Here is a 23,452-nt window from a genome sequence, read left to right on the forward strand (position 1 = left end):
CGCCCCATGCCCGGGGCGGCCGACGGCCTAGAATCGCGGGTTACACCGTATAGCAAGAACACACCGATTCCCATGACTCACGTCGTCACCGAAAACTGCATCAAGTGCAAATACACCGATTGCGTGGATGTGTGCCCCGTGGACTGCTTCCGCGAAGGCCCGAACTTCCTCGTGATCGACCCCGACGAGTGCATTGACTGCGCCGTGTGCATTCCCGAATGCCCGGCCAACGCCATCTTCGCCGAGGAAGACCTGCCCGCGGATCAGCTGGCGTTCATCAAGCTCAACGCCGAGCTGACGCCCAAGTTCAAGAGCATCACCAAGCGCAAGGCCGCCCTGCCGGAGGCCGACGACTGGAACGGCAAGCCCGGCAAGATCGCGCACCTGGAGCGCTGAGCGCGCCTGCCCCGCCCGCCTGCATGCCCGCCCTCGCCAGCGCCGCCCCCTCGCCGCAGCCCGTCGATGCCGTGGTGATCGGCGCGGGCCCGGTAGGCCTGTTCCAGGTCTTCCAGCTCGGGCTGCAGGGCATTTCGGCCCACCTGATCGACGCTCTGCCCCACACGGGCGGGCAATGCGCCGAGCTCTACGCCGACAAGCCCATCTACGACATTCCCGGCGTGCCCGTGTGCTCCGGGCGTGAACTGGTGGCGCTGCTGGAACGGCAGATCGCCCCCTTCGCCCCCACGCGCCACCTGGGCCAGCAGGTCAGCACGCTGGCCGTGCAGGCCGACGGGCGCATGCTGCTGCAGACCACCGCGGGCACGGCACTGCTGGCGCGCACCGTCTTCATCGCCGCTGGCGTGGGCGCCTTCGTGCCGCGCACCATCAAGGTGGACGGCATCGACGCGCTGGTGGGCCGCCAGGTGTTCTACCACCCCGGGGACAATGACGCCGCCAGCGCCAGCCAAGGCCGCCATGTGGTGGTGCATGGCGGCGACGAGGCCGCCGTGCAGGTCGCCCTGGCCTGCGCGCCCCAGGCCGCCAGCGTGACGCTGCTGCACCGCCGCGACGCCTTTCAGGCCGCACCGGCACTGCTGGCGCAGCTGCAGGCGCTGCGCGAGGCCGGCCGCATCCGCGTGGCCATCGGCCAGATCACCGGCGCACATGCCGCGCCCGACGGCCGGCTGCAGGCCCTGGATCTGCTCGACCCCCAAGGCCAGGCACAGCGCCTGCCACTGGATCTGCTGCTGGCCTACCTGGGCATCTCCCCGCGCCTGGGGCCCATCGCCGACTGGGGCCTGGCCCTGGAGCGCAAGCAGCTCGTGGTGGACACGGAGTCCTTCCGCACCAGCGTGCCCGGCATCTACGCCGTGGGCGACATCAACACCTATCCCGGCAAGCGCAAGCTGATCCTGTGCGGCTTCCACGAGGCCACCCTGGCCGCCTTCGGTGCCGCGGAGTTCCTGAACGACGCGCCGGTGGCGCTGCAATACACCACCACCAGCACCCGGCTGCACGAGCGGCTGGGCGTGGCCCACCCCACGGCCGACTGAGCCCGGCGCCAGGCGCCCGAGCCCCGGCAGTCTCCTCAGGCAAAGGCCCTGTGCATGGCCTGCGCCAGGTCCTCGCGCAGGTCCGCCACCTCTTCCAGCCCCACCGAAAAGCGCACCACAGAACCGGCCTTCAGGTGCGCAGGAGCGCCCGAACGCATGGCGCGCAGGTCATAGGGCACGACCAGGCTCATGGGCCCGCCCCAGCTGTAGCCCAGCTTGAACAATTGCAGCGCATCGCAGAACGCGTCGACCTGCGCCTGGGTATGGCGCGCGTCGATGACCACGCTGAACAGGCCGGCCGCCGCGCCCTCGCCCTGGTGTGCGCCACCGCACAGTGCCTTCCAGTGCGCATGGCCGGGCGCATCCGGCAGCGCCGGGTGCAGTACCTGCGCCACCGGCGCCTGCGTGCCCATCCAGCGTGCCAGGGCACGCGCGCCAACGTCGTGCGCGCGGTAGCGCAGCGCCATGCTGGGCAGGGAACGCAGCACAGCCTCCACGTCGTTGGCCCCCACGCCCAGGCCCAGCCGCATGTGCGTGAGCTTGATGCGCAGGTGCAGCCCCTCGTCGCGCGTGGTGATGCTGCCCATGAGCACGTCGCCGCCGCCGCTGGGGTATTTGGTGAGCGCGTGCACGGAGATGTCCACGCCAAGCTGGCCATCGCCCAGCAGGTCGAAGGGCGCAAAGGCCAGGCCCGCGCCCCAGGTGTTATCCAGCACGCTGGTCACGCCGCGTGCGCGGCAGATGCGCACCTGCTCCGGCAGATCGGGAAACTCCAGCGTGACCGAGCCCGGCGCCTCCAGCCACACCAGCCGCGTCGCGTCGCTGATCTTGGCGGCCAGGTCGGCCGGGTCCTGCGGATCGTAGATGCGGTGCCGGATGCCGTAGTGGCGCAGCTCCACCTCGGCCAGCGCCTTGTTCGGTCCGTAGGCGTTGTCCGGGATCAGCACCTCCTCGCCCTGGCGTAGCAGGGCCAGCGACACGGTGGCGACGGCCGCCAGGCCGCTGGGCGCCAGCAGGCATTGCAGCCCGCCCTCCAGTGTGGCGATACGCTCCTCGAGCTGGTAGGTGGTGGGCGTGCCATGCAGGCCGTAGGTGTAGCTGCTCTTGTCCTTCCACTCGCGCGCGCGCATGGCTGCCACGTTCGGGAAGATCACGGTGGACGCCTTGTGCACCGCCGGCTGCGGGGCCTGGAAGCCCGCGGGCGGCGTGTAGTCGTGGTGAATGAGGCGGGTGGACAGATCGGTTGCAGTGGGCTCGGTCATGCGCGGATGTTAGCGGCAGCCGGCGCAAGCCGCAGCGTGCGGCGCTCGGAGTCGCCCCTGCCCCGCCGATGCACATGCCAACGCGCCGGGCCTGTCGCCGGGCAGGCGCCAGAAAGGGCCAAAGCCGCAGTAGGACAACGGCAGCGCTGGCGCCGCCCCAGGGCGAGCGGCGCGACAATCCCCGCATGTCCGCTCGCTATCTGCACCGCTGGTTTCCCTTCCTGGCCTGGCCGCGCCCCACGGCCCAACTGCTGCGGGGAGAGTTCTGGGCCGGCATGACCGTCGGGCTGATGCTGGTGCCGCAGGGCGTGGCCTACGCGGCACTGGCGGGCATGCCCCTAGTGACGGGCATCTACGCCTCCTTGGTGCCGGCACTGATCGCCGTGCTCTGGAGTTCCTCCACCCGGCTGGGCGTGGGGCCGACGGCGCTCACCAGCCTGCTCATCGGCGCATCGCTCACCGGCATGGCCGAGCCCGGCAGCGCGCACTGGGTGGCCCTGGCCGCATGGATGGCCCTGCTGTCGGGCCTGCTGCAATTGGTGCTAGGCACCGTGCGCTTCGGCTGGCTGCTCAACCTGGTCACCTCGCCCGTGCTCAACGGCTTCACGCAGGCGGCGGCCCTGCTCATCCTGGCGTCGCAGCTGCCGGCGCTGCTGGGCCTGCGCACGGGCTGGAGCGCACTGGCCACAAGCCCGTCGCTGCACCATTTCGACCTCACCGCACTGGCCTTCGGGCTGGGCAGCCTGGCGCTTCTGGTGCTGGCGCGGCGCTGGCGGTCGAGCTTTCCGGCCGCCATCGTGGTCATCGCCCTGGCCGCGCTCGTCAGCTGGGCCCTGGGCTATGCGGATGCCGACGGCGCCGTGATCGGCCATCTGCCCTCGGGCCTGCCCGCGCCCTACTGGCCGGGATGGCTCTCATGGGACGAGATGGGCGCGCTGGTGATGCCGGTCATGGTGGTCACGCTGGTCAGCTTTCTGGAAACGGCATCCAGCGCCAAGGTCGAGCACCACCAGGGCGGCACGCGCTGGAACGAAAACCAGGACCTGATTGCCCACGGCCTGGCCAAGATCAGTTCGGGCCTGTGCGGCAGCTTCGCCACCAGCGCCTCGTTCTCGCGCTCCGCCATCAACCTGTATGCGGGCGCCAAGTCCGGCTGGGCAACACTGTTCGCGCTGGTGCTGGTGCTGGCCACGCTGCTGTGGCTCATGCCCGCGCTCTACCATGTGCCGCAGTCGGTACTGGCCGCCGTGGTGGTGACGGCCGTCACCAGCCTGATCAAGCCCGCCGGCATGCTCCGGCTGTGGCGCGTCTCGCGGGTGGAGACTGCCATCGGCCTGGTGACCTTCGGGCTCACGCTGGCCACGGCGCCGCGCATGTACTGGGGCGTGCTGGTGGGCCTGCTGATGAACCTGAGCCACTTTCTCTACCAGCGCCTGCACCCGCGCATCATCGAAGTGGGCCTGCACCCGGACGGCAGCCTGCGCGACCGCCACCTGTGGCAGCTCGCCCCGCTCGCGCCCCAGGTGCTGGCACTGCGCATGGATGCGGAGCTGGACTTCGCCTCCGCCAACGCGCTGGAGCGCCGGGTCGCCGACGAGCTGGCCAGCCGGCCCGACATGCGGCACCTGTGCCTGTTCGCGCTGCCCATCAACCGCATTGACGTGACCGGCGTCGAGACCTTCATGCGGCTGCGCGCGCTGCTGCAGGGCCGCGGCGGCGTGCTGCATGTGACCGGCATCAAGCTGCCCGTGCAGCGCACGCTGGAAAATGCTGGGGCCCTCGTACACGGTCCCAACTTCATCACCTACCGAACCGATGCGGAAGCCATCGCCGCGCTCCGGCAAGAGCGCCCACCGGCCGCAAATCCCTCCGCCTCGACGCAGGGAAACCCAGAGCCTCCCCCCGATATTTCCCCTGCGCACGAGGACAAAACGCCCTAGCTGCTAAACTGCCTGCAGGGTAATTTGTTTCATTTTGTGACCAAAACCGCGCCTTCCGCTTCCGTCCATCTCCGCGATCTGCGCCTGGCCACGGCACACGCGTTGGTGGCCCAGTCCCTGGGCTCCGAGATCACCCTGCATGGACAGACACCGCTGCTGTATCTGCAGAACCTGATCGACGGGCTGTGCGAAATTTCGCTCAAGGACCCGCTCACGGGGCTGGCCAACCGGCGCCATGTGCGCGCCGTGCTCGAGCGCGAGATCGACCGCGTGGCCCGGTCCGGTGAAGCGGCGCTGCTGCTGATGCTCGACATCGACCACTTCAAGCAGGTCAACGACACCCACGGCCACCTGGCCGGCGACATCGTGCTGCAGTCGGTCGCACGCACCCTCGAATCCTGCGTGCGCCCCATGGACACCGTCGCCCGCTACGGCGGCGAGGAATTCGCCATCGTGCTGCCCGCCTGCCAGTTCGGCTTTGGCAGCGTGATCGCCGAGCGCGTGCGCCGCGCGGTCGAATCCACGCCGGTGCGGGTTTCGCCCTCCCTGTCGCTGAACATCACCGTGAGCATCGGCGGCGCCTTCGCGCTGCAGTGGATTCGCAGCACCACCGCGCTGTGGACCGACCGCGCCGATGCCGAGCTCTACAAGGCCAAGGTCGGCGGGCGCAACCGAATCAGCATCGAGGAGCAACCCGACAGCACCGTGAGCGCAGAGGAGAAGAGTTTGCTGTTCGGCCCGCTATACACTCCATCGGGATGGGGCGACCTGCCCCCGCCTCTGGATCCATCCACAGGCAGCGCCTATTGAAAGCCAAGCGATGAACGACGCGCTGTCCCCTCAATCGACAACCCCCTCGGCCGGTACTCCGGCGCCCGCGACCCTGCCCGCCGTGGGCGCGCCGGTCGATGCCCGCATCATTGCCATCACCAGCGGCAAGGGCGGCGTGGGCAAGACCTTCGTATCGGCCAACCTGGCCGCCGCGCTCACGCGGCGCGGGCACCGCGTGCTGGTGCTGGACGCCGACCTGGGTCTGGCCAACCTGGACGTGGTGCTGAACCTGCACCCCAAGATCACGCTGCACGACGTATTCACCGGCAAGGCCCAGCTGGAAGACGCCGTGATCAAGGCGCCCGGCGGCTTTTCCGTGCTGCTGGCCGGATCGGGCATGGTCGAGTATTCACGCCTCACGCCCGAGGTGCGCAACGAATTCTTCAACGTCATCCAGACCCTGGCGCCGCGCTACGACGTGGTGCTGCTCGACACCGGCGCCGGCATCTCCGACGTGGTGCTGTTCTCCGTGTCGCTGGCCCATGAGGTGCTCATCGTCGCCACGCCCGAGCCCACCTCGCTCACCGATGCCTATGCCGCGATCAAGGTGCTGGCAACCCAGCAAAAGCGCCAGCAGGTGCGCATGGTGGTGAACCAGGCCGCGCGCCCGGGCGACGGGCGCGCGATCACCAGCCAGCTGCAGCAGGTGCTGGACCGTTTCGTCACCACCACCACCGGCCGGCCCATACGGCTGGTGCACATGGGCGACATTCCGGCCGATGCCTCCGTGCGCGACGCGGTCATGCGCCGCCAGCTGCTGATGCTGCAGATGCCCGGCTGCCCCGCCGCCCTGGCCGTGGCCCAGCTGGCCAACAAGGTCGAGTCCACGCTGCTCGCCCCCGCGGCCGAATGACGGCCCGCGCGGCAAGGCGAGCGTGAACGACATCCTCAACATCTCCAGCTACCTGTTCGTGCCGCTGGCCGACGCGCCGGCCCTGCGCGACCGGCTGCACGCGCGAGCCACCGCGGCGGCGCTCAAGGGCACCATCTTGCTGGCCGAGGAAGGCATCAACCTGTTCCTCGCCGGGCCGGCGCCGGCCGTGCGCGGCTTCATGGACGCACTGCGTGCCGACCCGCGCTTCGCACCGCTGCAGTACAAGGAAAGCTGGTCCGCCACGCAGCCCTTTCGCAAGATGCTGGTGAAGGTCAAGCGCGAGATCATCCGCATGGACATGCCCGCCATCCGCCCCGCGGCGGGGCGCGCCGCGTCGGTCGACCCGGCCACGCTGCGCCGCTGGCTGGACACCGGCCACGACGATGCCGGGCGGCCCGTGGTCACGCTGGACACGCGCAATGCCTTCGAGGTGGACCACGGCAGCTTCGACAACGCCATCGACTGGCGCATCGGAAAGTTCACCGAGTTCCCCGCCGCCCTGCGCGCCCACAAGGACGAGCTGGCGGGCAAGACGGTGGTGAGCTTCTGCACCGGCGGCATCCGCTGCGAGAAGGCCGCCATCCTGATGGCGGAGGAAGGCGTGCAGAACGTCTACCAGCTCGAGGGCGGCATCCTCAAGTACTTCGAGCTGACGGACGGGGCGCATTACCACGGCGGCTGCTTCGTGTTCGACGAGCGCGAGGTGCTGGGCGCGGATCTGGCCAGTCCGGCCGGCAGCCCCCAAAAAACTCCTGAAAAATGAGCTGCTAGCGCTTATCCATAAAGCGCTAGAGCCCTATTTGACTTCAAACTTCAAGGCTTGAAGCGCCGCGGCGGCAGGGGGATGCGCTCGGTCTCGCCGGGCACGCTGCCCATGGCGCCCTCCTCCCAGTCCTGCGCCGCGCGAACGATGCGCTCCTTGCGGCTGGACACGAAGTTCCACCAGATGTGGCGCGGCCCCTCCAGCGGCGCACCGCCGATCACCATGCAGCGCACGCCGGCCTCGGTGGCGCGCAGGCGCGCCACCTGCCCGGGCTCCAGCAGCGCCAGGGTCTGGGCGCCGATGCGCTCGCCGTCCAGCCAGAGGCCGGAGTCCACCGTATAGAGCGCAATCTCGGGCGCCAGCGGTGGCAGCTCCAGCACGGCGCCGGGTTCGAGCTGCAGGTCCAGGTACAGCGTGGGCATGAACGTCGCCACGGGGGAGGTCTGCCCGAAGGCCGAGCCGATGAGCACGCGCACCGTGGCACCGCCGGCCTGGTGGCGCGGGATGTCTGCGGCGGCCGTGTGCACGAAGGCGGGCTCCGCCTCCTCGTGTGCGCCAGGCAAGGCCGCCCACAGCTGGATGCCGTGGCTGACATAGGTGCTGTCCGCCAGCGCCGGCGGGCGGCGTTCGGAATGCACGATGCCACGCCCGGCCGTCATCCAGTTGATGGCGCCGGGCTCGATCTGCTGCACCGAGCCCAGGCTGTCGCGGTGCATGATCGCTCCCTCGAACAGGTAGGTGACCGTGGCCAGCCCGATGTGCGGGTGCGGCCGCACGTCGTATTCGGATGCCGGCGTCACCGTCGCTGGGCCGAAATGGTCGAAGAAGACGAACGGCCCCACCGACCGGCGCTGCAGCGCAGGCAGCAGGCGGCGCACGGTGAAGCCACCGCCCAGGTCCTTGAAATGCCCCGTCAGCCGGGGCGGCGTCTGCGTCTCTGGAGCGCGCTGCGTCATGGCGCGTGCCCGGGAGCGGCCAGCTGCGGAATGCGCTCAACGGTGGTGGTGATCTCGGTCGTCACGCGGGTCATGAGCTTGTGGACGGGGCATTTGCCCAGAATGGTCTCCAGCTCCGCCATCTGCTCGTCGCTCAGGTCGCCCTGCACCTGCAGGCGCGTGGCCAGGCGATAGACGCCGGCGCGCTCCTGCGAGGCGTCGCGCTCCACCACCGTGCGCACATCCTCCACGGCCCAGCCCTTGCGACGCGCATACCACACCAGCGTGAGCGCCTTGCAGGCGCCGAGCGCCGCGTCGTACAGGTCGTGCGGGTTGGGGCCGGCGTCGGAGCCGCCCTCTTCCTGCGTACCGTCCACCACCCATTCATGGGCCCGAATATGCAGGTGCTGCGCCATGGGCGCGCCCTGAAAACGCTGCAATTGCACGCTCATAGCGCTGTTCCTCCGTTGTCGTAGGCTCTATGCATCCCGCCGCGCGCCGTCCACGCTCCACGCGCCCGCACCGCAGACGGAGAGCGCCAGCAAGCCGCCCGCGATGGCCAGGTTCTTGGTGAAGTTGATCTGCTGCATGGCCTGCTCCGCCAGGGGCAGCGCCCAGTAGTTGTGGAAGAAGACGGCCGCCGCCACCGAGAACAGCGCCAGCCCCCACGCCGCCCAGCGGGTCTTGAAGCCGATGAGCAGCGCGATGCCGCCGCCCACCTCCGCGATGATGGCCAGGACCGTCATCACCTCGGGCATGGGCAGGCCCTTGGATGCCACATAGCCCGCCGTGCCGGCAAGCCCCGTGATCTTGCCGATGCCGGCCGGCAGGAACAGCCAGGCCATCAGCAGGCGGCTCACCAGCAGCGACAGCGACTGGGAGGCCGAGGGATAGGAGGTGTGGGTGGTGGACATGAGGGGATATCTCCTGAACGAAGTGAGTGGAAATACCTGGCACTGCCCAGCCGGGGCGCAAGCCCGACCCAGCCAGTCCGCCCCACTGTAATCCTCTTCGCCGCAGTCCGCATCCCTGCCGCGCCGCCCTAGGCAAACGCCGGGGCGCACCCGCAGGCCCCGGGCCTCAGCCCAGGCGCATGCTGGAGCCTGCCACCTGGAAGGCGACGGTCGGCGCGCTCGCGTCCGCGAAGGGCACGCCCAGTGCGATTTCGCCCGTGCCGTGCAGCAGGCAACTGTCGCGCCGCAGCTGCACCGGCGGGGTGCCGCTGCCTTGGAAGCGCACCCAGGTGCCGAAGCTGCTGAGGTCGGTGAGCACGAAGGCGCCGTTGCGCCAGTCCACGCGCGCATGCAGCCGCGACACCCGGGGGTCTGCGATGCACAGCTGCGAATCGGGCGCGCGCCCCACCTGCACCGGCGCCTCCGCGGAGGTGAACGACAGGCTGTCGCCGCGCCAGGACAGCTGAATCTCCGCGGGGCCGGTGGCCAGCGTGGCGAAGTCGCTCATCAGGCCCGCGGGCATAGTCAGCGAATCGACGTCCTCCTCCTCGCGCCATTCGACCTGGTACATGAGCAGCGGGTCGGCCTTGCCGCGCACCTCCAGCAGCCCCAGGCGGATGAAGCGCACGCCCCGCGGCGCCCACAGGCCGGCGACGAGGGCCTCGGTGGCCCAGATCTCGGCGATGCCCGCGCGCTCGCACAGGCGCGCGGCCACGTTCACCGCATCGCCATAGCAGTCGCCGCCGACATCGACGACGTCGCCGGAGGCCAGGCCTACGCGCATCTCCACGCGCAGCGCCTGCGGCTGGGTGCGTGCCCACTGGCGGTGCGCGCGCATGCGGTCCACCATCGCCTGCACGGCATCCTGGGCGTCTGCAAACACGCCCAGCACGCCGTCGCCCAGATTCTTCACCACGCGCCCGCCATGCGCCTGGATGGAGGCGCCTATGCCCCGCGTCAGCTCCGCCACCAGGGCCGCCGCACGCTCGTTGCCCAACGCCTCATACAGCGCCGTGCTGCCTGCAATGTCTGCAAACACCACGGTCTTGACGGAGTTCACGCCTGCTTCCACTCGGCCCCTTCCTCATGCTGCCTGCACCACACACCCCGCCCGCGCGCCCCTTCGCCGGAGCGCGCTGCGGCGAAGCCACCGGCGCATCTTATGCAGATTGACCACCCGGCTGGTTTACCAGGCATTCCCGCCGAACCGGGTTGGCAAAAAAACGACGGCCGGCGGCAGCGCCTGGCGCAAAAAGGCATCAAATCAGCGCGAAAAGGCCGTCCATATTGCGCAAAAGCTCACTTATTGATAGCAAATCAATGCGCATGGCCCCAGTAGATGAGCGCATCGCGCCCTTCCACGGACAGCGACACCTCGGCCCCCACGGGCAGCAGCACCTTGGTGGGCACATGGCCGAACGGCAGGTTGGTGAGCACGGGGGCCTTGATCTGCGTGCGCAGCCAGTCCACCACGCTCTGCAGCTTGAAGCCCTTGTCGTGGGCGCCGAGCTGGTAGCCATTGAACTGGCCCAGCACGACGGCCTTTTGCTTGGCGAGCACGCCAGCGTGCAGCAGCTGGGCAAGCAGGCGTTCGACGCGGTAGGGATGCTCGCCGACATCCTCCAGGAACAGCACGCCGCCCTTCACCTCGGGGAAGTACGGCGTGCCGATCAGGGAGCACAGCATCGCCAGGTTGCCGCCCCACAGCTGCGCCTTTTTCACGTAGACGTCGCGCACGGCGGGGCTGCCGTCGGCCCGGGGCTTTTCGTGGTGCATGCGCCAGCCGCTGCCCTCGCCGTGGCCGGTGAACAAATCCTCCAGGCAGGCCAGCATGATGTCGTCGGGCTCGCCCTGCACGCCCAGGTCGCCCACCAGCGCCGGGCCGGCCCAGGTGGTGGCGCCGGTCTTGGCCAGCAGCGCGGCCTGGAAAGCCGTGAAGTCGCTCAGGCCGACGAACTGCGTGCCCTGTTCCACCGCCTTGGCCACGGCCTTGTACTTGATGCCGGGCAGGATGCGCGTGAGGCCGTAGCCGCCGCGGCTGATGAGCGCCACGTCGGCGCCGCTGGCGGCCGCGCGGTGGATGGCCGCCAGGCGCGTGGCGTCGTCGCCGGCGAAGCGCGTGTGGGCGGCCAGCGCGTCGGGGTCCACCTCCACCTCATGGCCCAGGGCCTTGAGTCGCGCCACGCCGCGGCGGAACGCGGCCTTGTCGCGCACGGCGCCGGAGGGAGAGTAGATGTAGATGTGCCGCGGGCCGTGGTCGTGGCCGCAGTGGTCGTGATCGTGATCGAGGGACAAGGCGGTGTTTCGCGCCCCTGCGGGCGCGCTCCGTGCAGAAGGGGGCGCCACAGCAGCGGCGCCAGGGATCAAAAACGAAAGTATTCCACAGCACGCGCGGCCGCGGCCCGGGCCGACGACGGCTCGTCCGGCGCGCAGCGCAGGCTCAGCCGAGGCCACGGCGCCGCCTGCGCCGCGGCGTCTTCAGCCCGGAACCCGGCAAAGGCGCGCGGCGCGGCGCGGTGGCCGGCGTCGGGGAACGGCGCGTCATAGGCCCCGCCGCCGGGCACGGGCGCCTCCAGCGACAGCACGCCCGCCAGCCGCCGCGCCGCGGCCAGGGCCGGCGCGAGGCCCAAGGCGCCGCCCTGCGCCACCAGCACCACATCGTGCAGGTCCAGGCGCTGCAGCAGCTCCAGCAGCACCTGGCGGTGCCACGCGGCGCCGTGCGCGCCCTCCTTCTTGGGCTTGTCGCTCTTGCCGAAGCCGATCAGGTCGGGCGCCACCACGCGGTCGCCGGCGGCGGTGAACACGGGGAGCATGTGGCGGAACTGGTAGCTCCAGGCCGGGCTGGCATGCAGCAGCAGCCAGGTGCGGGGCGCATCGCGCGGGCCTTCGTCCAGGTAATGCAGGCGCAGGCCGGCCAGCGCGGGCAGGTCGCTCAGGTAGTGCGGCGCCCAGGGGTAGTCCGGCAGGCCGGCAAAGGCGCGCTCGGGCGTGCGCAGCGCGTCCTGGCGCAGCGGGTGGGCGGCCAGCTGCTGCGCGCGCTGGGCCTGACGGCGCGCGCGAAAGAAGTCGCTGAGCAGCGCGCCGCATTCATCGGCCAGCACACCGCCCTCCACCCGCGTCTGGTGGTTGAGCCGCGGCTCGGCGAACAGGTCCACCACCGAGCCCGCCGCGCCGGTCTTGGGGTCTGCCGCGCCATAGACCACGCGCGGCAGGCGCGCGTGCAGCATGGCGCCGCTGCACATGGCGCAGGGCTCCAGCGTGACGTAGAGCGTGCAGCCGTTGAGCCGGTAGTTGGCCATCTGGCGCGCAGCGTCGCGCAGCGCGGCCATCTCGGCATGCTGCGTGGGGTCGTGGCAGGCAATGGGCGCATTGCGCCCGGTGGCGATCACCTGCCCGTCACGCACCAGCACGGCGCCCACGGGCACCTCGCCCGCCTGCAGGGCGGCGCGCGCCTGGGCCAGGGCCTCGCGCATCCAGGTGGCGTCGTCGGCTTCGCTCATCTTTTAATAGCTATTCGCGCTTTCCCATCAAGCGCAAAAGGCTGTTTTTACTGCGAATCTTCGGGTAGGCCGCGCGGCTGCTGCATCAGCGTGTCCATCTGCTGCTTGAACTGCTGCTGAATCTGCTGGCTTTGCTCGCGCACCGTCGCGGGCTCCGCGCCATCCGTGGGCGTCTGCGCCGGCAGGCCCTGCACGGCGGGCGGCACGGCCACGCGCGTGGCGCCCATCTGTTTCTTGACCAGCACGGCCACGATGGCCAGGGCCAGCAGCAGCCCGATCAGTCCGAACCCCATGCGCATCGCTTGTCCTCCCCGCCGTGACAGGCGCTCAACCAAACATTTTGATGAAGACCTGGATGGCCACCGCGTTGACCAGGTCGATGAAGAACGCACCCACCATGGGCACGATCAGGAACGCCTTGTGCGAGGCGCCGTACTGGTTGGTGATGGCCTGCATGTTGGCCACCGCCGTGGGCGTGGCGCCCATGCCGAAGCCGCAATGCCCGGCGCACAGCACGGCCGCATCGTAGTTGCGACCCATCAGGCGGAAGGTGATGAAGCCCGCGTAGGCCGCCATGACCAGCGCCTGCACGCCCAGGATGATGACCAGCGGGCCGGCCAGCCCCGCCAGCTCCCACAGCTTGAGCGACAGCAGCGCGATCGCCAGGTAGACGGACAGCCCGGTGTTGCCGAAGACGTCAATGGCGCGGTCGAACACCTCGAAGTTGAAGACATAGTCCAGCACGTTGCGGATCAGCACGCCGCCGGCCAGGGCCCACACGAAGGTGGGCAGCTGCAGCGCCGTGCCCTTGGTGAGCTGGGCCATGAACTCGGCAAAGGCCAGGCAGCCGGCAAACAGGGCCATGGTCTCGATGGCCGCGTCCGCCGTGATCAGGCGCGTCTTGTGCGGAAACTCGAAGTTGGGCGTGCCCGCCTCCAGCGCGCCGGCGTCGCCCGTGCTCTGCGGATGCTTCAGGCCGTGGCGCTGGATCAGCCACTTGGCCAGCGGCCCGCCGATCAGCCCGCCGATGACCAGGCCGAAGGTGGCGCAGGCAATGCCCAGTGTGATGGCTCCCTGGATGCCATGGTCGTTTTCCAGCACCGCGCCCCAGGCCCCGGCCGTGCCATGCCCGCCCACCAGGGTGATGGAGCCGGCGATCAGGCCGATCAGCGGGTCGAGCCCCAGCGCGGTGGCCAGCGCCACGCCCACGCTGTTTTGCACGACGATGAACACCACCACGACCAGCAGGAAGACGATCAGCCCCATGCCTCCCTCGCGCAGTTTGAGGAAGTTCGCGCTCAGGCCGATGGAGGAGAAAAACACCAGCATGAAGGCCGTCTGCAGGCTGGTGTCGAACGATGCGCGCACGTCGAAGACGGCGTTCAGGCCCCAGGAGATGAGCGCCGCGACCAGGCCGCCCGCGACGGGCTCGGGAATGTTGAACTCGCGCAGCCAGCGAACGCGCTGCACGAGGAACTTACCCACCAGCAGCACGATAGCCGCGAGGATCAGGGTGTAGTAGGTGCCGAACTGTATATCCATGTGATGTCAGAGGAAGAACCGCTCTGGCTGGCGCAACCTCATGCCGTGCCGCTGGCGGTGAAAACCGCAGGCGCACAAGCCACACGCGCGCCTAGCGCCCTTGTCCATGAACCACCCGGGAAAACCCGCGATTTTGCCAGACGCATACAAGTCCCTTCTGCCGGCGTACCCCTGCCCCGGCAAGCCCGGGCAGACACCGGGATAATTCGCGCCCTATGTCTCTCCAGCCCCACCAGCTCGAACTCCTCTCCCCCGCGCGCGACGCCGACATCGGCATCGAGGCCGTGAACCATGGCGCCGACGCCGTCTACATCGGCGGCCCGGCCTTCGGCGCGCGGGCCACGGCGGGCAACGACATCCGCGACTTGGAGCGGCTCATCACGCACGCCCACCGCTTCGGCAGCCGCATCTTCATCACGCTCAACACCATCCTGCGCGACGACGAGCTGGAGGGCGCCCGCCAGATGGCCTGGCAGGTCTACAACGCCGGCGCCGACGCCCTCATCATCCAGGACATGGGCCTGCTCGAACTCGACCTGCCGCCCATCCAGCTGCACGCCAGCACGCAGACCGACATCCGCACGCCCGAGAAGGCGCGCTTCCTGCAGGACGCGGGCCTGTCGCAGATCGTGCTGGCCCGCGAACTCGACCTGGGCCAGATTGCCGCCGTGCGCGCCGCCACCGACCCCGCGCGCACCACCATTGAATTCTTCATCCACGGCGCGCTGTGCGTGGCGTATTCGGGCCAGTGCTTCATCAGCCACGCCCACACCGGCCGCAGCGCCAACCGCGGCGACTGCAACCAGGCCTGCCGCCTGCCCTACGAGGTGCTGGACGCGGGCGGCCGCATCATCGCCCACGAAAAGCATGTGCTGTCCATGAAGGACAACAACCAGAGCGACAACCTGCGCGCGCTGATCGACGCCGGCGTGCGCAGCTTCAAGATCGAGGGCCGCTACAAGGACATGGGCTACGTGAAGAACATCACGGCCCACTACCGCAAGCTGCTGGACGAGATCATCGAGGAGCGCGAGTTCTCCGAGCAGCCGCTGGCGCGCTCCTCCAGCGGCCGCACCACCTTCAACTTCGAGCCCGACCCGGACCAGAACTTCAACCGCGAGTTCACCGACTACTTCGTCAACGGCCGCAAGGACGACATCGGCGCCTTCGACACACCCAAGACGCCGGGCCGCGCCATCGGCTGGGTCACCCAGATCGGCGACAAGTGGTTCGAGCTGGAGGCCAGCGACAAGGCCACCGAGCTGCACAACGGCGACGGCCTGTGCTACTACGACCTGCAAAAGGAACTGGTGGGCGTGCACATCAACCGCGCCGAGGCCGTGAACGCCAAAAAGGGCATCTGGCGCGTGTTCCCCAAGAACGAGATCGCCAGCTTCAAGGACCTGCGCAAGGGCCTGGAGATCAACCGCAACCGCGACATGGAGTGGGTGCGCGCGCTGGAGAAGAAGAGCAGCGAGCGCCGCATCGGCCTGTGGGCCGAGTTCCGGGAAACGGCCGACGGCTTTGCGCTGACGCTGACCGACGAGGACGGCTTTGCCGGCCAGGCCGCCATCGCGCAGCCGCACCAGAGCGCCACCGACGCCGCCAAGGCCGAGGCCACGCTGCGCGAGCAGCTGGGCCGCTTCGGCACGACGATCTTCGCCGTGCATGACATTGCGCTGCAGCTCACGCAGCCCTGGTTCGTGCCCGCCTCCGCACTCAACCAGCTGCGCCGCGACGCCACCGCCGCACTGGAGCAGGCGCGCGCCGCCGGCTTCATGCGCCTGCCGCGCGCCGTGCCGGTGGAGCCGCCCGCGCCCTTCCCCGAAGACACGCTGACCTACCTGGCCAACGTGTTCAACCACAAGGCGCACGACTTCTACGTGAAGCACGGCGTGAAGGTGATCGACGCCGCCTACGAATCGAAAGAGGAAGAAGGCGAGGTGAGCCTGATGATCACCAAGCACTGCGTGCGCTTCTCCATGAGCCTGTGCCCCAAGCAGGCCAAGGGCGTGATCGGCGTGAAGGGCACCATCAAGGCCGAGCCGCTGCAGCTGATCAACGGCAAGGAAAAGCTCACCCTGCGCTTCGATTGCAAGCCCTGCGAGATGCACGTGGTGGGCAAGATGAAGAAGTCGGTGATGAACCAGCACCTCAAGGAGATGCAGGAGCAGCCGATGCAGTTCTACCGCACGCGCCCGCAGCCGCAGCCGGGCAAGACCCCCGCCTGACCCGGCCCCGCTGGCGCCACCCGCCCGCGCGCTGCCCAAAGCTTGGGCAATCCGTCCCGGGCCTTGACTGGCGCGGGTTTGCGCGGTTGTTCCATGGGTTATCCACAGCACGGCCCACAGACATAGGGGATAACCCTTGGATCGAGGCGCGCTGCATATCCTCATAGCCATTGCGTCGTTGGTGCGTCCGGCCCGCCTGCCCATAATCGCCGGGCACCATGGCGCGGCCGGCGCACCCGGCGCCGCCCATGCCGTGGATGGAACACCGCTTCACCCGCAAAGGAAACACATGCGCATCGAGACCCTGGCCGTTCACGCCGGCTATTCGCCCGACCCCACCACCAAGTCCGTGGCCGTGCCCATTTACCAGACGGTGGCCTATGCCTTCGACAGCGCCCAGCATGGCGCCGACCTGTTCGACCTGAAGGTGCCGGGCAACATCTACACGCGCATCATGAACCCGACCACCGACGTGCTCGAAAAGCGCGTCGCGGCGCTGGAGGGCGGCATCGCCGCCGTGGCCGTGGCCTCGGGCATGGCGGCCATCACCTACGCCATCCAGGCCATCGCCGAGGCGGGCGACAACATCGTCAGCGCCAGCACGCTCTACGGCGGCACCTACAACCTGTTCGCCCACACCTTCCCGCAGCAGGGCATTGAGGTGCGCTTCGCCGATCCGCGCGACCCGGCCAGCTTCGGCAAGCTGATCGACGCGCGCACCAAGGCCGTGTTCATCGAATCCATCGGCAACCCGCTGGGCAACGTGACCGACATCCGCGCGCTGGCCGACGTGGCCCATGCCCACGGCGTGCCGCTGATCGTGGACAACACCGTGCCCAGCCCCTACCTGCTGCGCCCCATCGAGCATGGCGCCGACATCGTCGTGCACTCGCTCACCAAGTACCTGGGCGGCCACGGCAACAGCGTGGGCGGGGCCGTGGTGGACAGCGGCAAGTTCCCGTGGGCCGAGCACAAGGCCCGCTTCAAGCGCCTGAACGAGCCCGACGTGAGCTACCACGGCGTGGTCTACACCGAGGCCCTGGGCCCGGCCGCCTACATCGGCCGCGTGCGCGTGGTGCCGCTGCGCAACACGGGCGCGGCCATCTCGCCGCACAACGCCTTCCTGATCCTGCAGGGCATCGAGACCCTGGCCCTGCGCATGGACCGCATCTGCGACAACACGCTGGCGCTGGCACACTACCTGCAGGCCCACCCCAAGGTGGAATGGGTGCGCTACGCCGGCCTGCCGGACCACCCGGACCACGCCGTCGTGCAGCGCCAGCTGGGCGGCCGCGCCTCGGGCATTCTGTCGTTCAGCCTGAAGCAGGACGGTGGCGACCCGCGCGCCGCCGGTGCGCGCTTCCTGGACGCGCTGCAGCTGTTCACGCGCCTGGTGAACATCGGCGACGCCAAGTCGCTGGCCACGCACCCGGCCTCCACCACGCACCGCCAGCTCAACGCCGCCGAACTGGCCCAGGCCGGCGTGACCGAGGGCATGGTGCGCCTGTCCATCGGCATCGAGCACATCGACGACCTGCGCGCCGATCTGGCGCAGGCGCTGGACGCGGTGTGATGCGCGGGGCGCAGTTTTAAGCCATTTTGGCTGCTAGCGCTTATGCACAAAGCGCTAGCAGCTATCATTTTTGCTATCCACCAGGCAGATCGCGCGCCAAGCGCAGCCCCGTGAACTGCCAGCGCGCCGCAGCGGGAAAGAAGTTGCGGTAGCTGGCCCGCACATGCCCGGCCGGCGTGGCGCAGGAGCCGCCGCGCAGCACGTACTGGTTCACCATGAACTTGCCGTTGTATTCGCCCACGGCGCCGGGCGCGGGGGCAAAGCCGGGATACGGCGCGTAGCTGGACTGCGTCCACTCCCACACGTCGCCCAGCATCTGCAGCAGCGCCCCGCCCTGCCCCGCCTCCGGTGGCGCAGGGCGCGGGTGCAGCACGCCGCTGTCGGCGAAGTGCCCGGCCTGCGGCGCCGCGGCCGCGCGCGCGGCGGCCTCCCATTCGGCCTCGGTGGGCAGGCGCGCGCCGGCCCAGCGGGCATAGGCGTCGGCCTCGTAGTACGACAGGTGCACCACCGGCTGCCCCGGCGCCAGCGGCCGGGCGCCGGCCAGCGTGAACTCGCTCCAGCCAGCCCCCGCACGGTCGCCATCGCCCTCCCGGCGCCAGTAGATCGGGTGCTCCAGCCGCTGCGCGCAGCACCAGTCCCAGCCCTCGGCCAGCCAGTGGGCGGGCTCGCGGTAGCCGCCCTGCCGCACGAAGGCCAGGTACTCGGCATTGGCCACGGGGCGGGTGGCGATCTCGTAGGGCGGCAGGTACACGCCGTGGCGGGGCCTCTCGTTGTCGAACGCGAAGCCCGCGCCCTCATGGCCGATCTGCACCAGCCCCCCCGGCAGGCGCAGCCACGCGGACGCGGCCACCGCCGGCTCGGCCGCCGCCCCGGCCGCCGGCGCGCCCCGGTAGACCGGCCACAGCGGGTTGCACCACAGCAGGTGCTTGATGTCGGTGAGGATCAGCTCCTGGTGCTGCTGCTCATGCTGCAGGCCCAGCTCCAGCAGCGCCAGCACCCCGGGCGGCAACCCGGCCTGCGCCAGCAGCCGCGCCATGCGCGCGTCCACATCGGCGCGGTAGGCCAGCACGGTGGCCAGGCCCGGCCGCGTGAGCAGGCCGCGCTGCGGCCGCGGGTGCTGGCGGCCCACGCCCTGGTAGTAGGAATTGAACAGCACGCGGAACGCGGGGTCGAAGGGACGAAAGCCACTCTCGTGCGCTTCCAGGATGAAGGTCTCGAAGAACCAGGTGGTGTGCGCCAGATGCCACTTGGTGGGGCTGGCATCGGGCATGGACTGCACGCAGCAGTCCTCGGCCGACAGCGGCCGCGCCAGTCCCTCGGTGGCGGCGCGCACGGCTTCGTAGCGGTGCAAGGGGGTTGCGGGAATGGACAGGCGCATGCGGGCGGCTCCGGCTCAGGTGCGCGCCAGCACCATGGCGCACCAGCCGCGCGCGTCGGTCCAGGCCTGCGTGTGGGCAAATCCCGCCTGCCGCAGCAGGGCCGTGAACGCGTGCAGCGGGTGCTTGTAGCTGTTCTCGGTGTGGATGCGCTCACCGGCCGCAAAGTCGCGCCCGCCGCCCGGCCAGCGCACGCGCTGCGGCCCCAGCGCCTGCAGGTGCATCTCGATGCGCGACGCCGCGCCGTTGAAGAACGCGCAATGCCGCCACTGCCCCGGGTCGAAATCGCTGCCGATCAGGCGGTTCACATGCGCCAGCACGTTGCGGTTGAAGGCGGCGGTGACCCCGGCCGCGTCGTCGTAGGCGGCCTCGAGCACGGCCACGTCCTTGGGCAGGTCGATGCCGATCAGCAGGCCGCCGTCGCCCTGCCCCGCCTCCCCGTCGCCCAGGGCCAGCTCGCGCATGTGGGCCAGCAGGGCCAGCGCATCGGGCGGGTCGAAGTTGCCGATCGAAGAGCCCGGGTAGAACACCAGGCGCCGCGCCTGCGGAATGCCGGTCGGCAGCCGCACGCCCTGGGTGATGTCGCCGCCCACGGCGCGTGCATCCAGGCCGGGCAGCGCGGCGCGCAGGCGCGCAATGGCGCCGTGCAGGTAGTCGGCCGAGATGTCCACGCCGACGAAATGCGTGGCGCCCAGCAGCCGGCACAGCACGCGGGCCTTCTCGCAGCTGCCCGCGCCCGGCTCAATCACCACGCGGCCGGTGCCCACGGCCTGCGCGATGGCGCGGCCATGGCGGCGCAGCAGCGCGCGTTCGGTGCGCGTGGGGTAGTACTCGGGCAGGCGCGTGATGGCCTCGAAGAGTTCCGAGCCGCGCTGGTCGTAGAAATACTTGGGCGCTATGGCCGCCCGGGGGGCCTGCAGCGCGGCAATGATGGCGCCGCGCTCGGCCGCCGGCATCGCCGGCCACGGGCCGCAATGTCCCGGGTCGCCACGCACACGCACGCGCTGTGCGTCCTGGGCGCTTGGCGACAGGCCGGGATTGAAGGCTGCGGGCATGGTGTGGCAGCGTAGGCCCGGCCCCGCCCGGCGCGGCGCCAGCCATGACGCGCACCGCAGGTAGGACAGCCGCGCGACTTGCGCCGCACCCCTTGCCCCGGGGCGCGATGCGTGGCAGGCCGCTACAGCGGTTCCACGCTCACGCCCACATCGGCCGGCGGCGCGTAGTGCAGGCTGCTCGTGACCAGCGCATGCACGCCGCTGGCCGCGTAATCCGCCGCATTGCCCGCATGGATGCCGCCCGCCGCCAGCAGGTGCACCCGGGGATGCTGCTCACGCAGGCGCGGGCACCAGGCACGCAGGTCCTCGGGCGCGGCCTTGTCGAACTGCACCACGTCGGCGCCCGCGGCCACCGCGCGCAGCGCCTCCTCCTGCGTATGGGCCTCCACCACGCATTTCTTTTCGGCGAGCGCCGGGGACACGGCCGCCAGGCGCTCCGCCAGGGCCTCCCAGCCGCCCAGCAGCGCGCGGTGCTGGGGAAACACCAGCACCGTCTCCCCCACGCCCAGGCGGTGCGGAAACGCGCCGCCGCTCAGGGTGGCCTTGAGCGCGATGCGGCGCAACCCCGGCGCATGCTTGCGCGTAGTGAGCACGGCCACGCCGGGCGCGGCGGCCTGCACGGCACGCACCATGCGCGCGGTGGCGCCGGCCACGCCGCAGGCGTACTCCAGCAGGTTCTGCGCCACCTTCCAGGCGCGCAGCAGGCCGGCCGCATCGCCCGTGGCGGCCAGCAGCACGTCGCCCGCCGCCACAGGCGTGCCGCTGGGCAGCAGAGCCTCGACCTGTCCGCCGCAGTGGCGCACGATGCGCGCGGCCTCCTCGGTGCAGGCGGCCACGGCCTGGCCGCGCACCGTGAAGCGCATGCGCGCCTGCCCGCAGCCCACGGCGAGCAGGTGGGTGGTCAGGTCCACGAGCGGCGCGTCCTCGGCAATCCAGGCGTCTATCGTGGCGTGATCAAAAAATACGGAATTCATAACGCTCCCCATCGGCGCAAAACGAAGAAGGCCAGCAGGGCCATGCCCGCCAGCAGCAGCGACAACGCGTTGGCGCAGGCCAGGTTGCCGTCCATGACATGGTTGTAGATGGCCAGCGACAGCGTCTCGGTGCGCCCGGCGATGTTGCCGCCCAGCATGAGCGACAGCCCCACCTCGCCCAGGCCGCGCCCGCCCGCCAGCACCAGCCCGGCCGCCACGCCCCGGCGGGCCAGCGGCACCTCGATGCGCCAGAACACGCTCCAGGGCCGATGCCCGAGCAGCGCCGCCGCCTCGCGCACGCGCGGCGGTATGCCCGCGAACGCCGCCTGCGCGGGCTAGACCATGAGCGGCAGCCCGGCGACGAAGGCCGCGATCACCAGCCCCGTCTGCGTGAACACGATCTCGGGCCGCAGCAAGGGCGGCAGCCACTGCGTGAGCCAGCCCTGCCGCCCGAGCAGCAGCAGCAAGCCATAGCCCAGCACGATCGGCGGGAACACCAGCGGCAGCGTGACCAGCGCGTCGAGCAGCCCGCGCCCCGCGAAGCGCCTGCGCGCCAGCAGCCACGCCAGGGCCGTGCCCAGCACCAGTTGCAGGCCCATGCTCCACGCCACCACGGCGAAGGTGAGCGGCAGCGGCGCTCCCGGGCAACCTCCCCACATGCCTCACATGCCGTGGCGTTCGAGCACGCGCCGCGCGGCGGGCGAAGCCAGATAGTCGAGAAAGGCGCGCGCGGCGGCCCCGTCGGCACGGCCCTGGAGCACGCCCACGCTCAGCTCGATGGGCGCGTAGCAGTCCTGCGGCGCGTCGATGCTGGTACCCGCGCGGCCCTGCAGCGCCAGTGCCTCGGTGCGGTTGACGAAGCCCGCGTCCACCTCGCCCGTGGCGACATAGGCGCCCACCTGGGGCACGGTGGCGACCTCCAGCAGGCGGCCCTGCAGCGGCTGCGCCAGGCCCAGGCGCTCCAGGCAGGTGGCGGCCGCGTTGCCGTAGACGGCCTTCGTGCGGTCGGGCAGCGCAATGCGCTTGAAGCGCGGCTCGCGCAGCTCGTCCAGCGAAGCGATGGCCTGCCCGCGCGCCGCCACCAGCACCAGCTGGCCCTTGCCCAGGTGCTGGAAGCGCTCGGCCAGCCCCATGGGTTCCAGGAAGGCGCGGTCGCCAATCAGCAGCGCGATGTCCGGGTTCTGCCTGGCCTGCGTCTCCACCTGCTTCATGTTGCCGAAACTCGCCTCGGCGCGGATGCCGCTGGACTGCGTGAAGTCCTCCAGCAGCTGCATCACCGGCCGGCGGTAGCCCGCCCCGGCGGCGACCAGCAGCGTATCGGCCCAGGCATTGGCGGCCAGAAGGAAGGCCATGCAGGCCAGAAGACAACGTTGCAGCATGGGAAAAAACTCCTTTGAAAACACTAAAGACAAAGGCACACGCGCTCCACCGACTTGCCAAAGAAGTGGTAGCCCGAGCCCCCTTCGGCCAACAGGTCGAGCAGCTCGGCAGGCGCACGCACGCGCGTGCCGCCCACCACGGTGACGCCCCGGCGCGCGAACGGCGCCGCGCGCAGGGTGGCCGTGGGCCCCACCACCGCGGCCTGCGCGCCGGGGCACAGGTGGCGCAGCAGGCCGTCCAGCGTGCCGTTGACCAGGGTCGTGCCCGTGGTGATGAGCACGTCGGCCCGGGCCACGACCTCGGGCGCGCGCTGCGCGGGAACGTAGAACGGCAGCTCCTCGGGCTTGAGGGTCGCGGGGTCGATTTCGAGCACATGGAAGGGCTGGCCGACGCGCCGCAGCGCGCGCAGGTAGGGCGGGAAAGCGCCGACCAGGGCCACTTGCTGGCCGGGCGCGATGGCCAGCGCGTCGAACGCATCGCCCTGCGCCACGCGCACACCGGGCGGCGGGCCGTCCCGCTGCCACAGCGTCTCGGCCAGCGCATTCAGCGTGGCGATGGCCAGCGCCCGGCGCAGGTCCTGCGGGCGGTGCAGGTCCTGCAGCACCTCGGCCGCGCTGCGCCCCGCGATGCGGCCCGGCACGGGCATGGCCTGGGCGGAGCTGGGGCAGCACACGGCGTCGGGCACGCTCTTGACCGGGGTGGCGCACAGGCCGCCCACCCCGTTGTCGAGCTGCACGCCCGTGAAGAAGATGCCCAGCACGGCGCGCGAT

22 protein-coding genes and 1 pseudogene are annotated in these 23,452 nt (G+C 70.3%); 8 read left to right on the forward strand and 15 right to left on the reverse strand.

Translation table 11 applies throughout. The features are described from left to right. The first annotated feature begins 72 nt into the window (after nt 1-72). Together fdxA and BP68_RS02725 are read left to right on the forward strand one after the other, a co-directional pair. Complete coding sequence (fdxA, locus tag BP68_RS02720) at nt 73-396, forward strand: ferredoxin FdxA (RefSeq protein WP_496368833.1); 324 nt, start codon at nt 73-75, stop codon at nt 394-396. A gap of 23 nt (nt 397-419) precedes the next feature. After that, complete coding sequence (locus tag BP68_RS02725; RefSeq protein ID WP_496368835.1) at nt 420-1,493, forward strand: NAD(P)/FAD-dependent oxidoreductase; 1,074 nt, start codon at nt 420-422, stop codon at nt 1,491-1,493. 35 nt (nt 1,494-1,528) lie between these two features. Here BP68_RS02725 and BP68_RS02730 read toward each other — a convergent pair whose 3' ends face one another. Next, nucleotides 1,529-2,755: a PLP-dependent transferase gene (locus tag BP68_RS02730; protein WP_496368837.1), complete on the reverse strand. Its 1,227-nt coding sequence runs from the start codon at nt 2,753-2,755 to the stop codon at nt 1,529-1,531. Nucleotides 2,756-2,940: 185 nt separating this feature from the next. On the opposite strand from BP68_RS02730, the gene BP68_RS02735 reads away from it, so the two are divergent. From BP68_RS02735 to BP68_RS02750, 4 genes are read left to right on the forward strand one after another with little or no spacing between them, the layout of a single operon-like run. Further along, a complete protein-coding gene (locus tag BP68_RS02735; RefSeq protein WP_496368839.1) occupies nt 2,941-4,695 on the forward strand; it encodes a SulP family inorganic anion transporter in 1,755 nt (584 codons plus the stop codon). Nucleotides 4,696-4,731: 36 nt separating this feature from the next. Further along, nucleotides 4,732-5,505, forward strand: a complete 774-nt coding sequence (locus tag BP68_RS02740) for a GGDEF domain-containing protein (RefSeq protein ID WP_496368841.1) — start codon at nt 4,732-4,734, stop codon at nt 5,503-5,505. A 10-nt stretch (nt 5,506-5,515) separates the two neighbouring features. Next, nucleotides 5,516-6,379: a MinD/ParA family protein gene (locus BP68_RS02745; RefSeq protein ID WP_496368843.1), complete on the forward strand. Its 864-nt coding sequence runs from the start codon at nt 5,516-5,518 to the stop codon at nt 6,377-6,379. A gap of 22 nt (nt 6,380-6,401) precedes the next feature. After that, nucleotides 6,402-7,163 (forward strand): sulfurtransferase, encoded by a 762-nt coding sequence (locus BP68_RS02750; protein WP_496368845.1) that lies wholly within the window; start codon nt 6,402-6,404, stop codon nt 7,161-7,163. A gap of 50 nt (nt 7,164-7,213) precedes the next feature. Here BP68_RS02750 and BP68_RS02755 read toward each other — a convergent pair whose 3' ends face one another. The 8 genes from BP68_RS02755 to gltS all read right to left on the reverse strand — a co-directional run bounded on the left by BP68_RS02755 (nt 7,214) and on the right by gltS (nt 14,093). After that, nucleotides 7,214-8,119 carry a pirin family protein gene (locus tag BP68_RS02755; RefSeq protein ID WP_496368847.1) on the reverse strand — a complete coding sequence of 302 codons (906 nt, stop codon included), beginning with the start codon at nt 8,117-8,119 and terminating at the stop codon, nt 7,214-7,216. Further along, on the reverse strand, nt 8,116-8,550 hold the full coding sequence (locus BP68_RS02760; protein WP_496368849.1) for an OsmC family protein: 435 nt from the start codon (nt 8,548-8,550) through the stop codon (nt 8,116-8,118). The genes BP68_RS02755 and BP68_RS02760 overlap by 4 nt, the downstream gene beginning before the upstream one ends. 27 nt (nt 8,551-8,577) lie before the next feature. After that, the gene (locus BP68_RS02765; protein ID WP_496368851.1) at nt 8,578-9,012 is read right to left on the reverse strand and encodes a DoxX family protein; all 435 of its coding nucleotides are present in this window, start codon (nt 9,010-9,012) and stop codon (nt 8,578-8,580) included. Nucleotides 9,013-9,178: 166 nt separating this feature from the next. Next, a complete protein-coding gene (locus BP68_RS02770; protein WP_496368853.1) occupies nt 9,179-10,111 on the reverse strand; it encodes an FHA domain-containing protein in 933 nt (310 codons plus the stop codon). A 257-nt stretch (nt 10,112-10,368) separates the two neighbouring features. Then, the gene (locus BP68_RS02775; RefSeq protein WP_496368855.1) at nt 10,369-11,346 is read right to left on the reverse strand and encodes an LD-carboxypeptidase; all 978 of its coding nucleotides are present in this window, start codon (nt 11,344-11,346) and stop codon (nt 10,369-10,371) included. Between the two features lie 68 nt (nt 11,347-11,414). Next, a complete protein-coding gene (gene tadA, locus BP68_RS02780) occupies nt 11,415-12,551 on the reverse strand; it encodes a tRNA adenosine(34) deaminase TadA (RefSeq protein WP_496368857.1) in 1,137 nt (378 codons plus the stop codon). A 47-nt stretch (nt 12,552-12,598) separates the two neighbouring features. Beyond that, nucleotides 12,599-12,850, reverse strand: a complete 252-nt coding sequence (locus BP68_RS02785; RefSeq protein ID WP_496368859.1) for a hypothetical protein — start codon at nt 12,848-12,850, stop codon at nt 12,599-12,601. Between the two features lie 28 nt (nt 12,851-12,878). Next, nucleotides 12,879-14,093, reverse strand: coding sequence for a sodium/glutamate symporter (gene gltS / locus BP68_RS02790; protein WP_496368861.1), 1,215 nt, complete (start codon nt 14,091-14,093; stop codon nt 12,879-12,881). 215 nt (nt 14,094-14,308) lie between these two features. Between gltS and BP68_RS02795 the strand changes: the two genes are divergently transcribed. Both BP68_RS02795 and BP68_RS02800 read left to right on the forward strand, forming a co-directional pair. After that, on the forward strand, nt 14,309-16,324 hold the full coding sequence (locus BP68_RS02795) for a peptidase U32 family protein (RefSeq protein WP_496368863.1): 2,016 nt from the start codon (nt 14,309-14,311) through the stop codon (nt 16,322-16,324). A 289-nt stretch (nt 16,325-16,613) separates the two neighbouring features. Beyond that, on the forward strand, nt 16,614-17,897 hold the full coding sequence (locus tag BP68_RS02800) for an O-acetylhomoserine aminocarboxypropyltransferase/cysteine synthase family protein (protein ID WP_496368865.1): 1,284 nt from the start codon (nt 16,614-16,616) through the stop codon (nt 17,895-17,897). Nucleotides 17,898-17,970: 73 nt separating this feature from the next. Here BP68_RS02800 and egtB read toward each other — a convergent pair whose 3' ends face one another. The 6 genes and pseudogenes from egtB to BP68_RS02830 all read right to left on the reverse strand — a co-directional run bounded on the left by egtB (nt 17,971) and on the right by BP68_RS02830 (nt 23,442). After that, on the reverse strand, nt 17,971-19,275 hold the full coding sequence (gene egtB, locus BP68_RS02805; RefSeq protein WP_496368867.1) for an ergothioneine biosynthesis protein EgtB: 1,305 nt from the start codon (nt 19,273-19,275) through the stop codon (nt 17,971-17,973). Between the two features lie 15 nt (nt 19,276-19,290). Then, nucleotides 19,291-20,229: an L-histidine N(alpha)-methyltransferase gene (egtD, locus tag BP68_RS02810; protein WP_496369064.1), complete on the reverse strand. Its 939-nt coding sequence runs from the start codon at nt 20,227-20,229 to the stop codon at nt 19,291-19,293. A 221-nt stretch (nt 20,230-20,450) separates the two neighbouring features. Continuing rightward, the gene (gene modD, locus BP68_RS02815; RefSeq protein ID WP_496368869.1) at nt 20,451-21,302 is read right to left on the reverse strand and encodes a ModD protein; all 852 of its coding nucleotides are present in this window, start codon (nt 21,300-21,302) and stop codon (nt 20,451-20,453) included. Beyond that, nucleotides 21,299-21,961 (reverse strand): annotated as a pseudogene (gene modB, locus BP68_RS02820) (molybdate ABC transporter permease subunit). The gene modD and the pseudogene modB overlap by 4 nt, the downstream one beginning before the upstream one ends. Before the next feature lie 3 nt (nt 21,962-21,964). Continuing rightward, nucleotides 21,965-22,681 carry a molybdate ABC transporter substrate-binding protein gene (gene modA / locus BP68_RS02825; protein ID WP_496368871.1) on the reverse strand — a complete coding sequence of 239 codons (717 nt, stop codon included), beginning with the start codon at nt 22,679-22,681 and terminating at the stop codon, nt 21,965-21,967. A gap of 23 nt (nt 22,682-22,704) precedes the next feature. Further along, entirely contained in the window at nt 22,705-23,442 is a 738-nt protein-coding gene (locus BP68_RS02830; RefSeq protein WP_496368873.1) for a Rossmann-like domain-containing protein, read from the reverse strand. Nucleotides 23,443-23,452: the final 10 nt, after the last annotated feature.

The sequence above is a fragment of the Diaphorobacter oryzae DSM 22780 genome, from assembly GCF_059568935.1.

Coding starts and splice junctions, on each gene's coding strand:
- egtB (WP_496368867.1), bottom strand. CDS start 19,275: ATGCGCCTGTCCATTCCCGCAACCCCCTTGCACCGCTACGAAGCCGTG.
- BP68_RS02765 (WP_496368851.1), bottom strand. CDS start 9,012: ATGTCCACCACCCACACCTCCTATCCCTCGGCCTCCCAGTCGCTGTCG.
- modD (WP_496368869.1), bottom strand. CDS start 21,302: ATGAATTCCGTATTTTTTGATCACGCCACGATAGACGCCTGGATTGCC.
- BP68_RS02755 (WP_496368847.1), bottom strand. CDS start 8,119: ATGACGCAGCGCGCTCCAGAGACGCAGACGCCGCCCCGGCTGACGGGG.
- BP68_RS02725 (WP_496368835.1), top strand. CDS start 420: ATGCCCGCCCTCGCCAGCGCCGCCCCCTCGCCGCAGCCCGTCGATGCC.
- egtD (WP_496369064.1), bottom strand. CDS start 20,229: ATGCCGGCGGCCGAGCGCGGCGCCATCATTGCCGCGCTGCAGGCCCCC.
- BP68_RS02795 (WP_496368863.1), top strand. CDS start 14,309: ATGTCTCTCCAGCCCCACCAGCTCGAACTCCTCTCCCCCGCGCGCGAC.
- BP68_RS02800 (WP_496368865.1), top strand. CDS start 16,614: ATGCGCATCGAGACCCTGGCCGTTCACGCCGGCTATTCGCCCGACCCC.
- BP68_RS02785 (WP_496368859.1), bottom strand. CDS start 12,850: ATGCGCATGGGGTTCGGACTGATCGGGCTGCTGCTGGCCCTGGCCATC.
- gltS (WP_496368861.1), bottom strand. CDS start 14,093: ATGGATATACAGTTCGGCACCTACTACACCCTGATCCTCGCGGCTATC.
- modA (WP_496368871.1), bottom strand. CDS start 22,681: ATGCTGCAACGTTGTCTTCTGGCCTGCATGGCCTTCCTTCTGGCCGCC.
- BP68_RS02760 (WP_496368849.1), bottom strand. CDS start 8,550: ATGAGCGTGCAATTGCAGCGTTTTCAGGGCGCGCCCATGGCGCAGCAC.
- BP68_RS02730 (WP_496368837.1), bottom strand. CDS start 2,755: ATGACCGAGCCCACTGCAACCGATCTGTCCACCCGCCTCATTCACCAC.
- BP68_RS02735 (WP_496368839.1), top strand. CDS start 2,941: ATGTCCGCTCGCTATCTGCACCGCTGGTTTCCCTTCCTGGCCTGGCCG.
- fdxA (WP_496368833.1), top strand. CDS start 73: ATGACTCACGTCGTCACCGAAAACTGCATCAAGTGCAAATACACCGAT.
- BP68_RS02745 (WP_496368843.1), top strand. CDS start 5,516: ATGAACGACGCGCTGTCCCCTCAATCGACAACCCCCTCGGCCGGTACT.
- tadA (WP_496368857.1), bottom strand. CDS start 12,551: ATGAGCGAAGCCGACGACGCCACCTGGATGCGCGAGGCCCTGGCCCAG.